Annotated in this window: 10 protein-coding genes; 7 read left to right on the top strand and 3 right to left on the bottom strand. The window is 50.4% G+C overall.

Annotated features, from left to right (window positions below):
- Positions 1 to 70 precede the first annotated feature (70 nt).
- Positions 71 to 1855: a peptidoglycan D,D-transpeptidase FtsI family protein gene (locus tag QU597_RS08495; RefSeq protein ID WP_310832242.1), complete on the top strand. Its 1785-nt coding sequence runs from the start codon at positions 71 to 73 to the stop codon at positions 1853 to 1855.
- Here QU597_RS08495 and QU597_RS08500 read toward each other — a convergent pair.
- On the bottom strand, positions 1816 to 3012 hold the full coding sequence (locus tag QU597_RS08500; RefSeq protein ID WP_310832243.1) for an AI-2E family transporter: 1197 nt from the start codon (positions 3010 to 3012) through the stop codon (positions 1816 to 1818). The genes QU597_RS08495 and QU597_RS08500 overlap by 40 nt on opposite strands.
- 297 nt (positions 3013 to 3309) lie before the next feature.
- On the opposite strand from QU597_RS08500, the gene QU597_RS08505 reads away from it, so the two are divergent.
- The 4 genes from QU597_RS08505 (at position 3310) to QU597_RS08520 (ending at position 7009) form a co-directional block, all read left to right on the top strand.
- Entirely contained in the window at positions 3310 to 4689 is a 1380-nt protein-coding gene (locus QU597_RS08505; protein ID WP_310832244.1) for a polysaccharide deacetylase family protein, read from the top strand.
- 292 nt (positions 4690 to 4981) lie between these two features.
- Positions 4982 to 5575, top strand: coding sequence for a chloramphenicol phosphotransferase CPT family protein (locus QU597_RS08510; protein WP_310832245.1), 594 nt, complete (start codon positions 4982 to 4984; stop codon positions 5573 to 5575).
- Between the two features lie 170 nt (positions 5576 to 5745).
- Positions 5746 to 6336 (top strand): YdeI/OmpD-associated family protein, encoded by a 591-nt coding sequence (locus QU597_RS08515; protein ID WP_310832246.1) that lies wholly within the window; start codon positions 5746 to 5748, stop codon positions 6334 to 6336.
- Between the two features lie 97 nt (positions 6337 to 6433).
- Positions 6434 to 7009, top strand: a complete 576-nt coding sequence (locus QU597_RS08520) for a dihydrofolate reductase family protein (RefSeq protein ID WP_310832247.1) — start codon at positions 6434 to 6436, stop codon at positions 7007 to 7009.
- 125 nt (positions 7010 to 7134) lie between these two features.
- Here the strand turns inward: QU597_RS08520 and ilvD are convergent, their stop codons facing one another.
- On the bottom strand, positions 7135 to 8820 hold the full coding sequence (ilvD, locus tag QU597_RS08525; protein ID WP_310832248.1) for a dihydroxy-acid dehydratase: 1686 nt from the start codon (positions 8818 to 8820) through the stop codon (positions 7135 to 7137).
- A gap of 618 nt (positions 8821 to 9438) precedes the next feature.
- On the opposite strand from ilvD, the gene QU597_RS08530 reads away from it, so the two are divergent.
- Both QU597_RS08530 and QU597_RS08535 read left to right on the top strand, forming a co-directional pair.
- Complete coding sequence (locus tag QU597_RS08530; RefSeq protein ID WP_310833264.1) at positions 9439 to 11214, top strand: glycoside hydrolase family 2 protein; 1776 nt, start codon at positions 9439 to 9441, stop codon at positions 11212 to 11214.
- Positions 11215 to 11498: 284 nt separating this feature from the next.
- The gene (locus QU597_RS08535) at positions 11499 to 12449 is read left to right on the top strand and encodes an ArsR/SmtB family transcription factor (RefSeq protein WP_310832249.1); all 951 of its coding nucleotides are present in this window, start codon (positions 11499 to 11501) and stop codon (positions 12447 to 12449) included.
- Between the two features lie 90 nt (positions 12450 to 12539).
- On the opposite strand, the gene QU597_RS08540 is transcribed toward QU597_RS08535, so the two are convergent.
- Positions 12540 to 13580, bottom strand: a complete 1041-nt coding sequence (locus tag QU597_RS08540) for an acyltransferase family protein (protein ID WP_310832250.1) — start codon at positions 13578 to 13580, stop codon at positions 12540 to 12542.
- Between the last annotated feature and the right edge of the window lie 80 nt (positions 13581 to 13660).

Here is a 13660-nt window from a genome sequence, read left to right on the forward strand (position 1 = left end):
GTAAGGTGGGCATAATAAATGCCATGAGTCTTGACCCGCATAGGTACCCGCAAATTCAGGAGGAATGGCATTGCATAAGCTTATTCATAAACGCATATTCTGGGGCCTGGTGATTATGTCGGCTTTCATCGGGATACTGATTATCAGGCTTGCCTGGGTTCAATTGCTGCTGAAGGACCGGGAGGTTCCGGGAGCGGAGTACACGCTGGCCCAGATGGCCGAAATACAAAGTGAACGGGAAACCATACTCGACAGCGGCCGGGGACGCCTCTATGACCGCAGCGGAAAGCCGCTTGCCGGTGAGACGATATGGACCGCAGCTTTTTTTCCGCAGAAGGAGCGGGAGAGAGGGGCGAGCGGTAAGGATTTGCAGCGCCTGGCCACGGTGCTGGATGTTACTTATGGTGAGCTGCAGAGCCGGATCACCGGGCTCAAGGAACCGCTGCTATGGCCTGTCTCCGGCGGCAAAACGCCTAAGGCGCTGTCTCCCGCGCAGGCTGAAGAAGTGGAGAAGCTTGGCATCGACGGGGTCCGGGCACTGCCTTTTACCCGCAGATACGGGAATGCTGTTTCAGGCCGCCAGTGGCTGGGCTATTTGTCTGAGGTTTCAGCGGCGGCAGCAAAGGAATCACCCACCGGGCTTAGAGTCCCTTTGGCCGGAACAGACGGGCTGGAGAAGACACTTGAGCCGCTGCTGCAGGGTGTAGGCCATACGGAGGCATATGCGCAGGTGGATGCGCACGGAAACAAGCTTCCCGGCAGCGGAATCAAAGTCAGAGCTCCGGGCAATCCGTATTATCCGCTGTCTGTTTATACCACTATAGATAAAGGGCTTCAGGAGGGAATAGAGCGGCTGACCGCGCAATCTGGGGTAAAGGAAGGGGCGGTTGTGGTGCTGGACAGCCAAACCGGGGATATCGAGGCCATGGTGTCGCTACCTTTTTACGATCCGGCGAAGATATCGCCTGAAGGCGGGGAATGGAACAACCGGGCGCTGCAGGCGGCAGTGCCCGGCTCGATCTTTAAGATTGTCACCGCGGCTGCCGCCCTGGAGGCAGGGGTGACTTCGCCGGAGGAGAGGTTCTATTGCTCCGGGCAATTCGGCAAATACGGCCTGTCCTGTCCACATAGCAAAGGACACGGCTCCCTTACGCTGGCGCAAGGGTTCGCCGTGTCCTGTAATACGGTTTTTGCCACGCTAGCCGAGCGGCTTAGCGGGGCTCAGCTTCAGGCGGCGGCGCTGGCGCTCGGCCTGGGCAGGGATATCGGCTGGCAGGCGGAGAATACGCTGGGCCTGCCGCTGCTCCGGCCGCTGGCTGGTGAGCAGCCGGGTACGATCTTCAGCACGCTGCTCCCGGATGACAGCGGGGCCAGAGTGCAGACGGCGATAGGGCAGCGTGATGTAACCGTGACGCCGCTCCAGGCGGCGAACCTGGTCGTTACACTGCTCCATGGCGGCGAGGTTAGAGCGCCGCGGATTCTGCAGCGGGTAGCGTTCAAGAACGGCCAGACGCTGCAGAATCTGCCGGGACATCTGGCTCCGGCCAGTGCTGGAGCCGTCTCGGCAGACACGTCCAAACTGCTGCTCTCATGGATGCGCCTGGTAGTCACCGAAGGAACTGGGAAGCGGCTGCAGACTAGTGAATGGCCGTTAGCCGGCAAGTCAGGTACTGCTCAGACGCTGGTGAAGGGGGTGCCCCGCAATAACCAGTGGTTTATCGGATACGGCCCTGTGGACCATCCCCGCTATGCGGTCTCTGTTGCGGTAGAGAATGTAGCCCCCGGCAGCGCTCATGCCGCGACTAAACTATTCGGTCAGATCTTTGATTTGCTGTCCGAATCTTCCGGTGCCTGAGTCCCGGCGGGAGAATCACCAGGTACTGCCCCTCCGGCAGTCGAAGGTTCAGAGGCAGCGAACGGTGACACAATGAATTCTTCCTGAGGCAGGTAGATCCAGCGCTGCAAATACCCCTGCTGGATCAGCTCTTTGATCAGAATGAGCAGGATAGGCGATAGAATCAGCCCGGCAACGCCGAAGGCCGACATGGAGAAAATCACAAATGCAAGCATCAGAAAAGCAGAGGATACACCGATTGAATTACCGGTGATTTTCGGTTCCAGCAGCTGTCTGACAATAAGCACTACCGCGAGCAGTATTAACAGGCCGATGGCAAGCGAAGTGTTGCCGACGATGAACAGATAGACGATCCAGGGGATCAGGATCGTGGATACACCCAGCAGCGGCAGCACATCAAATACCGCGCAGACCAGCGCCATGGTGATTTCATTCCCGGTTCCAAGAATGAACAGGCCGACCAGGACGATGACGAAGGTGATGCTGATCAGGATCAGCTGGGCCTTCAAATAGGAGCCGATCGCTTTAAATACATTTCCCTGGACAAAAGCGTAAGCTGTCTTGAACGTCTTGGGCATTTTGTCATGGGCAATTTTACGCCAGTCCTTAATCTCCATGCTGAGGAAGAACGCCAATATGATTGCGATACCGAAATTCCCCATAAACGAAGAGAAGGAACCGAGCACTCCGATCATATATTTAAAGAAAACGATCAGCCACTTGGAAAGAATATTGGTGGCGTCGGTGAAATAGCCGTTTATTTTGTCGGTCAGGTCAGCCGGCAGGGCATCAATCTGCTGCTGGAGATAGGTGGTGGCTTCTGTGAAATGCTGCTGCATGATTGCTGTATAACGCGGCAGACTATCCTGAAAATGCAATGCCTGTGTGGCGATCAGCAGCCCGGCGCCGAACAGAATGCCAAGCAGAATGATCAGGAAGAGCAGAACGGAAATAGCTGAAGCGAAGGGTTTGGCCATTCCCTTCCGGTTCAGGAACCGGGCCAGCGGTTCGATCAGCAGGAAAACAAAAAAAGACAGGAATACCGGTGCAGCCAATTGGTACAGCTTGCTAAAAACTAGCATCACAAGATACACCGTCAGCACGACCAGCCCGATATCGAAGAATGTTCGCCAATATTTTTTGTACAGCGGCAGCATAGATGAACACGACTCCTTTTTCAAATAGCATAATTTAGCTGTTTTTACGTTGCTGCATATCAATGCGTTTCTTTTTAGAGAAAATGACAAAATTACCTTCCATTCATTGTACACGATTTTAATAAAAATGCGTCTTTTTCTTTGGCAGCTGTGTTAAAATAGGGGGTAACGTTTTTTGTGGGACTTCTGCCCGCTAAAAAACCGCGAGACTTCGTTCACACTACTTGGCCGTACCCTAATATCTGCTTGCAGACGTAAGACGAGCCAAAGTCAACTCTGGAAAAGCGGGGAATTTACATGCAGACTTTGCTGCTCTGGTTATTTTATATTTCTTCTTTCTATGCTTTCATTCCCGGAATGATCAGCAGGATTTTCGGCTATCGCGTATTTCGCAAAGGCATCAGGCGTACCGAATTTGCCCTCACCTTTGATGATGGTCCGGACCCGCGCTATACACCGCAATTGCTGGATCTTCTTAAACAGTATGATGCGAAGGCTACCTTCTTTGTCGTTGGGGCCCATGCGGAGCAGAATCCGGAGATAATAAAGCGTATGTATGATGAGGGACATCTCATCGGTATTCATAATTATGTGCACAAGACGAATTGGCTGATGCGGCCGGCAACCGTCAAGCAGCAAATTAAACGTACTGGTGACATAATTTACAGTATTACCGGCGAGCGGAGCACCTATTACCGTCCGCCTTGGGGGATCGTCAACCTGTTTGACTTCTCCAAGCGCAGTCAGGTGCAGATCGTCTTGTGGTCGGCCATGTTCGGCGACTGGAAAGAGAAGCTTGGCGCAGAACGGCTGACCGAAAAGCTGCTCACCAAGCTGGGCCCGGGTGAAGTCATGCTGCTCCATGATTGCGGCACAACCCTCGGGGCGGACCCCAAAGCTCCTGAGCATATGCTGATTGCACTGGAGCGGATGCTGGAAGAGGCTAAAAAACGGGGGCTGCGCAGCATCCGGGTAGATGAAATGATAGAGCAGGTGCAGAATTCACCGATTCAGCAGCTCTCCTTCAGCAAACGGCTGGTCGTCGGATTATGGCTGGTCTGGGAGCAATGTTTTCAGTTTATGTTCCGCATTAAGACCATTGCTCCGGCGGATCCGTTCCTGCATTACCGGCTGCGCAAGTATCAAGGGGATCCGGTACAGATGGATAACGGTGAACGTCTGGTAAAAGGCGACAAGATTATTGAGCTGCACATCGATAACAGGCAGCTCTTTGAACTGGGTGTGCATTCGCGGTCATCGGCACAGCTTGCGATCCGTATGATCCGCCGTATGGAAAAGGATCTGCCGGTTCTTGCTGAAAGAATTGCCGCAGATGTTGACCTGGCTGAAGCAAAGGCGCTGTACGGGGTAAGCATGCTTAACCGCGGTCCGGAGAAATTCGGATTCATGGTGCTTGACCTGCCGGACGGCTGGTTTGCCCGTTCGACCAAGTTCTATTTGAGCATCCTGCTGAGTGTTATTCATCCGGCAGGGGGAGCGCGGCTGAAAGTCCGCAGCGAGGTTCTCGTGCCGAAGATGATGCTGATGCCGGTATCGCAGCTGCTCGACCAGATGAACAAGCAGCGCCCTCAAAAACAGGTAAAGAGCCGTGAACGGATTCGCGAAGAGGAGCTTTCCCTGGAGGCTGAGCTGCCGGGAGTAACGGTTGTAAACTAGCTGCCTGAGTTTATGAAGTCTCCTCAAATAACGCTATTAATTCATCGCCATTAGGTTAGTTTCAATGAGTTAACTTCAATAAGTTAACTTCAATAAGTTAACTTCAATAAGTAAAGCTCTATGCTATTATTATTTAATAACTGCTTGAACCCCATATAGAGAAAGATGCAGGACAGAGGCTCCTTGAGCTTCTGTCTTTTTTATGCGCGGTGTTAGTGATCAAAAGGAGTTGATAGGGCTGTGCAGCTCATCTTAATATAGATGTATTATCTTATAGGTGAGGGTGATTCATTTGAACCAAGGGCTTATTGTGTTGTTGAACGGAACTTCAAGTTCGGGAAAGACTAGTATTTCTATGGAACTGAAAAATCAGAAAGAGATTCCTTTTCATCATTTATCCATAGATGATTTTTTTGTTAATTACAATGATTTTATTGATGCTAAATTTCCGGATATTGAACCTACAAGAGAAGTCGAAGATGTCGGGCCCATACTTTTTGATCCCATAAACTCAGTGTACTATGCAACCATTAAATTGTTTTCAGAGATGGGTTTGAATGTAATCGTCGATACCGTAAACGATAATGACAAGCGGTTTAATGATTTCCTTGATCTATTTTTCGATCATTCTATATTGTTTGTAGGTGTAGTATGCTCGAAAGAAGAACTCACAAGAAGAGAGCTTATCCGAGGTGACCGTATGATTGGACTAGCAAATTCCCAATACGACATAATATATTCTTTTAATGAGTATGACCTTGAAGTAAATACTGAAGTGTTGAGTCCAGCAGAAAGCGCCGAAAAAATATTAAGTTTTATTAAGTCCGATCAGGATTACTCTGCATTTAAGAAATTAAGTAAAAGAGAGATTAGTGCCAAAGAGTAAATGATAGTTCAATTAAAATTTAAGACGAAGCTACCTGCACAGTGGGTAGTTTCATTACGTTAACGAGCACGATCATAAAAAGTGGCCCTCGTTCCAATAACTCCGGTCGAAAATCACTGACTGTCATTGTAAGCAATTATTGTATACACTTGAATCAGGAGGCGATTCATGTGGTGAAAAAATCGAGTGACTTGCCGGTTATGTCCTTTGCCGATCCACTGTCTTTTGAGAGTTGGCTCGACGATAATTATACCTCACCCGGCATCCGATTACAGATTGCGAAAAAAAATTCCGGCGTCGTTACGATTTCATATAACGAAGCGCTCGAGGTTGCCTTATGTTACGGATGGGTTGACAGTCAGAAAGAAGCGTTAGATGACAAAACATGGCTGCAGCGGTTCACTCCGCGCGGGACCAAGAGCATCTGGTCGAAGGTCAATAAAGAAAAAGCGGAACAGCTGATTACAAACGGGCGAATGAAGACTTCTGGATATAAGGCAATTGAAGCGGCCCAAAAGAACGGGAACTGGGATAAAGCCTACGAATCTCAAAGTATCGCCTCGCTGCCTGAGGACTTCGCGATCGAGTTGGAGCGCAATGCCCAGGCTAAGGCGTTCTACGATACGCTTGACAGACAAAATAAATACGCAATCATATTTAGAATCCACAACGCTAAAAAAATAGAAACCCGAGAGAAGCGGATCCGGCAGTTCATCCAGATGCTTGAGAAAGGCGAAAAAATTTATCCTTCAACCTCTTAACATATTCAACTCATCTAAGGAAGGTATGGCGAAAGATGTCCAAAGCAGACCAGAGGGACGAGCCTTATCTATTCAACTAAAGAAAGGAGAACTGAAAATGAGAAAACTCGTACTATTTCTGCACGCATCGCTTGACGGTTTTGTAGAAGGGCCGAATGGTGAAATGGACATTGCCTGGGTTTCCTACGATGCTGATTTGGAGAAACACGCGAAAGAAATTCTGAGTACTGCCGACACTGTCATTTGGGGACGTGGGACTTATCAGATGATGTACAGTTATTGGCCATCTGTGCCTTCGGATCCATCATCTTCGCAGCATGAACGGGATCATGCCGAATGGATCGAAAAGACTGCTAAAATCGTTTTTTCCACGAAGTTGGAGAAAGTCGAATGGAACAATTCCAGGTTGGTGAAAGAAGATGTCGAGGAAGAGATCAAGAACCTCAAACAGCAGCCTGGCAAGGATATGGTTATCCTCGGCAGTCCTAGGTTCGCACACCACCTTATGCAGCTTGATTTAATTGATGAGTATAAAATTACGGTTTCTCCCGTCCTGATCGGTAAGGGATTGCCGTTATTCCAAGGTCTCAAGGAGAAGATCAATCTTAAGCTAATCGAAAACAAGACCTTTGAATCTGGGGCCATAGGCCTCGTTTACCAGACGGTAAGATGACCTTGTCACTAGTTTAGAACTTAATCTCTCGCTTGCTGCCGCTTTTGTAATTTCAGGTGGGCAAACTAAAAAGAGTCCCGGACGCATTACGCGTCCGGGACTCTTCATATGCGAAGTCAGAAAAATTAGATCTTCAGCACGCCGCCTTTACTTGCATTGGTTACGAGCGCGGAATAGCGTGCCAGGTAACCTTTTTTAACCTTCGGTTCGAAGCCTTTCCAGCCGGCGCGGCGGGTAGCCAGTGTTTCTTCGTCGACTAGCAGCTCAATCTTGCGGTTGTTAAGGTCCAGCTCGATGATGTCACCGTCTTCAACGAAAGCAATCGGGCCGCCTTCTGCTGCTTCCGGCGAGATGTGGCCGATGCTGATCCCGCGGGATGCGCCGGAGAAACGTCCGTCAGTGATCAGGCCGACTTTGGCGCCAAGACCCATACCGACGATCTGGGAAGTAGGAGCGAGCATTTCCGGCATGCCGGGTCCGCCCTTCGGACCTTCGTAACGGATAACTACGACATGGCCTTCTTTAACCTTGCCGTTCGCGATGCCTTCCAGTGCGGTTTCCTGCGAATCGAAGCAGATGGCAGGGCCTTTATGATAGCCGCCTACTGAGGCGTCAACTGCACCGACCTTGATGATAGAGCCTTCCGGAGCGAGATTACCGTACAGCACAGCCAAACCGCCAACCTCGGAGTACGGCTTGTCCAGCGGATGGATAACGGTCGTGTCCAGAATCTCGTGCCCGCGGACGTTCTCGGCCAGTGTCTTGCCGGTAACGGTCATGCAGTCGCCGAAGATGGCACCCGGTTTCTTGAGCAGCTCGTTCAGGACGGCGCTTACTCCGCCTGCACGGTCTACGTCTTCAATGAAGATATCGGAGGCAGGAGCGAGCTTGGCCAGATAAGGTACCCGGTTAGCTACTTCGTTGATACGTTCCAGCGGATAGTCGATTTCAGCTTCCTGAGCCAGTGCCAGTGTATGAAGCACGGTGTTTGTGGAGCCGCCCATTGCCATATCAAGGGCAAAAGCGTTGTCCAGCGATTCCTTGGTTACGATGTCACGCGGCTTCAGATCCAGCTTGATCAGCTCCATCAGCTGCGTCGCTGATTTGCGGACGAAGTCTCTGCGTTCTTCCGCTACGGCCAGGATCGTGCCGTTGCCTGGAAGGGCGAGGCCCATAGCTTCGGCCAGACAGTTCATGGAGTTCGCGGTAAACATACCGGAGCAGGAGCCGCAGGTAGGACAGCCGAATTGTTCCAATTCCAGGAGTTCAGCATCATTGATCTTGCCGACCTGATGCGCGCCTACGCCTTCGAATACAGAAGTAAGGGAAAGTTTTTTGCCTTTGCTGTCTACGCCGGCCTTCATAGGTCCGCCGCTGACGAAGATAGTCGGGATGTTGACGCGCAGGGCGCCCATCATCATGCCCGGGGTGATTTTATCACAGTTGGGAATGCAGACCATGCCGTCGAACCAGTGCGCGGAAACAACGGTTTCCAGGGCATCGGCGATGATCTCGCGGCTTGGCAGGGAGTAACGCATACCGATGTGGCCCATGGCGATTCCATCGTCTACACCGATCGTGTTAAATTCAAACGGCACACCGCCAGCTTCGCGGATGGCTTCCTTGACGATTTTGCCGAATTCCTGCAGATGCACATGACCCGGTACAATATCAATATAGGAGTTGCAGACCGCGATGAACGGTTTGCCGAAATCCTCCTCTTTTACTCCGGCTGCACGCAGCAGACTGCGGTGCGGAGCCCGGTCAAAGCCTTTTTTAATCATGTCTGAACGCATTTTCTTGGCTGCCATAATGAAAATTCCCTCCTGAATGTTTGGTAGTCTAAAAAATTGCAGAACGAATATAGTGTCGCATTAACGCATTGCAATCCCGAAATATGCGTATCTGCGGTTTATAGAAAGAACGGGGTCCAGCTTCGGATTGCAGAAGGAGGGCGGAGCCGTTTCTATAAAAAACAAGGCGTTGTAGTAAACAAAGCTGGATGATCCTGCTGGAGGAGGCAGCCAGCTTTGTTATAAGAGAGTCTATCACAAAAGGCCTATTTTTTCTACCGGACAATGTGAAGTTTGTCGCACCGGGGGAAACCGGACAGTGGAAGGCTGGAAGAAGAATTCCTCCGGTGAGTAAGGGAAGTGAATGACAGAACATTATTTAATAGCTCGAAGCTTCTTGTTGTTTGTTACAAAAATATTGTAATAAATAATTCTTCATTGCGATTCCAAAGTTCTGTATATATTCATGTAAAAATGAGCAATCATCTATGGTTCGTTAGTGAATTTTAAGAAAAAACATACACAAATATGATTTGAAAGCGTTAATAATATTGGTTATTATACTTAATGTACGAATTAATAAACAATAATATTGTAATAAAACGAAAATAACAAATAGGAGTGAAGTGCATCTTGATGACAGAAGCAGGAAATACATCCATTCCCCGTCCGGAATATCCAAGACCCGATTTTGTCCGTAAAGATTGGCTAAGCTTAAACGGAGCATGGGATTTCTGTTTTGATGACGAATGTGCCGGTGAAGAAGAACGCTGGTACCTGGCAGATGCGCCTGCATTGTCTGCACGGACCATTCAAGTGCCCTTTGCGTTTCAGAGCAGGCTGAGCGGCATCGGAGATCCATCTTTTCATGACGTGGTGTGGTATAGAAGGACTCTTGAAATTCCGGAGGCCTGGAACGGCAAGCGCATTGTCCTTCATTTCGGCGCCGTTGATTATCTGGCCAAGGTCTGGGTGAACGGACAGCTGGTTGTCATGCATGAAGGCGGACATACCCCTTTTCAGGCTGAGATCACTTCTTCGCTGGTTCCGGGAAGCAACACGATTGTGCTGCGTGCGGAGGATTTCAGCCGTGACGTAACGTTGCCCCGCGGCAAGCAATACTGGCTGGAACAGTCTGCCTCGATCTTTTATACCCGTACAACCGGGATCTGGCAGAGTGTCTGGATCGAACCGCTGTCTGCAGTGCATTTGGGCAAAACGATGATTACTCCTGATATTGACCGCAATGAAATCCGCATCCGTACAATCCTTGAGGGATTTCAGCCTGCAGACAAGCTGAAGCTTCGCATAAAGATCACCTATAACGGTGTGCGGGTAGCTGATGATCAATATACAATTATAAATGCAGAACAATTGCGGACGATCGGATTGGGTGATTTTACGGATCATGGTCTTGGACGTCTGTGGAGTCCTGAACATCCTAACCTTTATGATATTCAATTTCAGCTTGTCCGCGATGAAGAGGTAATCGATGTCGTGGATGCTTATTTCGGTATGCGCAAGGTATCGGTCGAGGACGGCAGGCTGTGCCTGAATAACCGCCCGTATTACCAGAGGCTGGTGCTGGATCAGGGGTATTTTCCTGACGGTATTTTAACCGCACCTTCCGACGGAGACCTGAAACGCGATATTGAACTGGCCAAGGAAATGGGCTTTAATGGAGTACGCAAACACCAGAAGACGGAAGACCCCCGGTTCCTGTACTGGTGTGACAAGCTCGGCCTGCTGGTATGGAGTGAGGCGGCCAATGCCTATGAGTTCTCTGAGACGTATGTCCGCCGGTTCACCAAAGAATGGCAGGAGATCCTCGAACGCGACTATAACCATCCGAGCATTGTGACCTGGGTTCCGTTAAATGAGAGCTGGGGGATTCCGAATGTTCAGGTTGATAAACGCCAGCAGCAGCACGGACTGGCCATGTATCATTTGACCAAATCACTCGATGAAATGAGACCTGTTGTGTATAACGACGGCTGGGAGCATATGACGACAGACCTCGTTACGATCCATGACTATGAGAGCCGCCGGGAGGTGCTGGAGCAGAGGTATGCCACGGCGGAGTCGGCTGTAACCGCCATGCCGGCGAACCGCAGAATTTTTGTCGGCGGAGCTTCCTATGAGGGACAGCCTATTCTTGTCTCGGAGTTCGGCGGTATTGCCTTCAAGAAAAGCGAGTGGGAGGGCTGGGGGTATTCCGGTGCGGAGAACGAGGAGGATTTCCTGAGCAGGCTCAAGGCGGTGGTGGACCCGATGTTCTCATCACCGGTCATCCAAGGTTATTGCTACACCCAGCTGACCGATGTGGAACAGGAAATCAACGGGCTGCTCACTTACGACAGAAGGCCCAAAGCGCCGCTGGAAACGATCCGCAAGATCATGTCCGGGGAATAAAAAATATATAAGCTGAACTAAAGAACTACCTAGAGGCAAAAGCGGCGGAGGGGATGTTTGGAGCTGGAGGAGCGAATGCGTCCGCCTGAAAGCTTTCCAAAGGAAAGCTGGCTACGTAAGCATAAGCTAGGTTTGGATTTCTACCGCGAAGAGCGGTTTAGATCAGGAAATCCAAACCTAACAGCGGCCGGAAGTCCAAACATTCCCCGCAGCCTGCGTACGCTGCCGGTTGGGTAAATCTCATGTTCAGCTAAAAAAATCAGGATAGAAGGAGAGCTGAACCTGTGCTGGAACTTAGCTTTGACGACCCAGAAAGGCTGGTAACGGTAGCCCACGCCCTTTCGACACGCTCACGGGTTGATATACTCCGGCTCTTAAATACAAAGAACTTCAATATCATCGAAATCGCTGACAAGCTGAAGCTTCCGGTCTCTACCGTGGCAAGTAATGTCAAAATACTGGAAGCCGCCGGACTGATTCAAACCGAGCTCCTTCCCGCATCCCGCGGGGCAATGAAGGTGTGCAGCCGAAACTATGATGACATCCACATAGCCCTAAATCTGAAAAAAACGATGCCAAAAGGCGAAACGTTTGTCTATGAAGTGGATATGCCTGTCGGCCATTACAGTGACTGTGAAGTAGCGCCGACCTGCGGAATGGCTAATGCTGAAGGCCTGATCATTAAGGAAGACGAACCGGCAAGCTTCTATCATCCCAAGCATATCAATGCACAGATTATTTGGCTGCGCAAAGGCTTCCTGGAATATCTCCTGCCGGTGGATATCCCTGTGCGGGCTCGGATTGAATCCCTTGAGCTGTCTATGGAGATGTGTTCCGAAGCACCGAAATATGACCAGAACTGGCCTTCCAATATTTCAGTATGGGTAAATGGCGTAGAGATTGGCATGTGGACCAGCCCCGGCGATTTCGGCGACCGGCGAGGCAAGCTGAATCCAAACTGGTGGGTTGACAGCTCTACCCAATACGGGTTCCTCAAAACTTGGCGTGTGGACCATGAGAAGACGACGCTGGATATGGAGAGCGTCTCTAATGTCGTCTTGGATGATCTTCTGATTAATCAGAGCCCCAAATTACGGCTGCGCATCGGCATTAAACCCGATGCAGTTCATCAGGGCGGATTGAATCTGTTCGGCCGCCAGTTTGGCGATTATGAACAGAATATAATGATGCGGATTAAATATACAGTGGATCAGGACGGAGAATCTCCGGCCTGAAATTACAATAACGCCCTGCCTCGAGAGCGGATACTCACTCCTGAAGCAGGGCGTTCGTTTATTTAATGGGGAAGGTATAGCCCGGTATTGTCAGGGTGTACGGCGCAGGGCGGCGCGCTGCAGCGTGATCATCCAGTTCACAGACGGTTCGACCAGCGGGTGAAGCAGCCGTTTGACCGCCGGCTGAGCCAGCAGCACGGTGAAGAGTACGGCAGTAAGCAGTACAATAGCGGCCCCTGCAGCATTGCCGACATAGTCATAGATCCCGGAAGCGGCGGCAAGACGGACAACAAGGCCGTGAAGCAGGAAGACGTACAGCGTACGGCGGCCCCAGTCGGTCATCTGGCTCAGCCCGTAAGGGACGAGTCCCAGAAAGGCAAGTGAAGCAGTGATCTGCACAGCATACAGCGCCAGGCGGTACATACCTGCGTACCATTCCTCCGCTCCAAGCTGCATATAAGTCATGTTGCCATACAGCCAGCCGAGCGGAATGTCCGGACCCGAAACAGCCAGAACAGCAAGGATTAGAAGGGAGGCTGCGGCTGCTGCGGCCTTAATATATTTCTGGTACAGCCTGGCGAAGGCGGAGAAGGAAAAATGATAGCCGATTACGAAATACGGCAGATATACGAAGGTGCGGCTGATGCTGAACCATACCCCGTCAACCTGTAAATATCCGACAGTAACTCCCGCAGCTACGGCGAAGGCGATTTGAGCGGTTTTGGACCATTTGCCCATACCGAGCATCAGCAGTCGCCAGCAGGCATGACTGGCCAGGAACCATAAGAGCAGATAAGGTGCAAATATAGAATGATGTATGCCGTTTACGTGAAAGAGGGAAACATCCAGCGCAGAATACAGGCTCTGAAAAATCAGGTATTGCATGCCGATCTGAAGCAGCACTTTACGGCCTGCAGCCCCGTTCAGGCTCTGCTTCGCGAAATATCCGGTAACAAGCACGAACAGCGGCATATGAAAACTGAAGATCCACATATACAGCCCGTGCATGCCATTCATTCTGGTGATTAGAGGTTCGATAGCATTGCCGGCAAATACAGTGATGATAAGCATGAAACGCAGGTTGAGAAAAAAAGTTTCCCCGCGCGCCTCCAGCGGATTTTCCCTTACCATAACCTAACCCCCAAAAGTTGATCTATAAAAATAAATTAATTTAATTTTAAAATACATGATTTTAGGTTTAGATATTGTGA

Source organism: Paenibacillus pedocola (genome assembly GCF_031599675.1).
GTDB lineage: Bacteria > Bacillota > Bacilli > Paenibacillales > Paenibacillaceae > Paenibacillus_AQ > Paenibacillus_AQ pedocola.

What these genes read in the sequence shown, in the direction of transcription:
- QU597_RS08500 (WP_310832243.1), bottom strand. Translation starts at nt 3,012, where the DNA reads ATGCTGCCGCTGTACAAAAAATATTGGCGAACATTCTTCGATATCGGG.
- QU597_RS08505 (WP_310832244.1), top strand. Translation starts at nt 3,310, where the DNA reads ATGCAGACTTTGCTGCTCTGGTTATTTTATATTTCTTCTTTCTATGCT.
- QU597_RS08520 (WP_310832247.1), top strand. Translation starts at nt 6,434, where the DNA reads ATGAGAAAACTCGTACTATTTCTGCACGCATCGCTTGACGGTTTTGTA.
- ilvD (WP_310832248.1), bottom strand. Translation starts at nt 8,820, where the DNA reads ATGGCAGCCAAGAAAATGCGTTCAGACATGATTAAAAAAGGCTTTGAC.
- QU597_RS08530 (WP_310833264.1), top strand. Translation starts at nt 9,439, where the DNA reads ATGACAGAAGCAGGAAATACATCCATTCCCCGTCCGGAATATCCAAGA.
- QU597_RS08540 (WP_310832250.1), bottom strand. Translation starts at nt 13,580, where the DNA reads ATGGTAAGGGAAAATCCGCTGGAGGCGCGCGGGGAAACTTTTTTTCTC.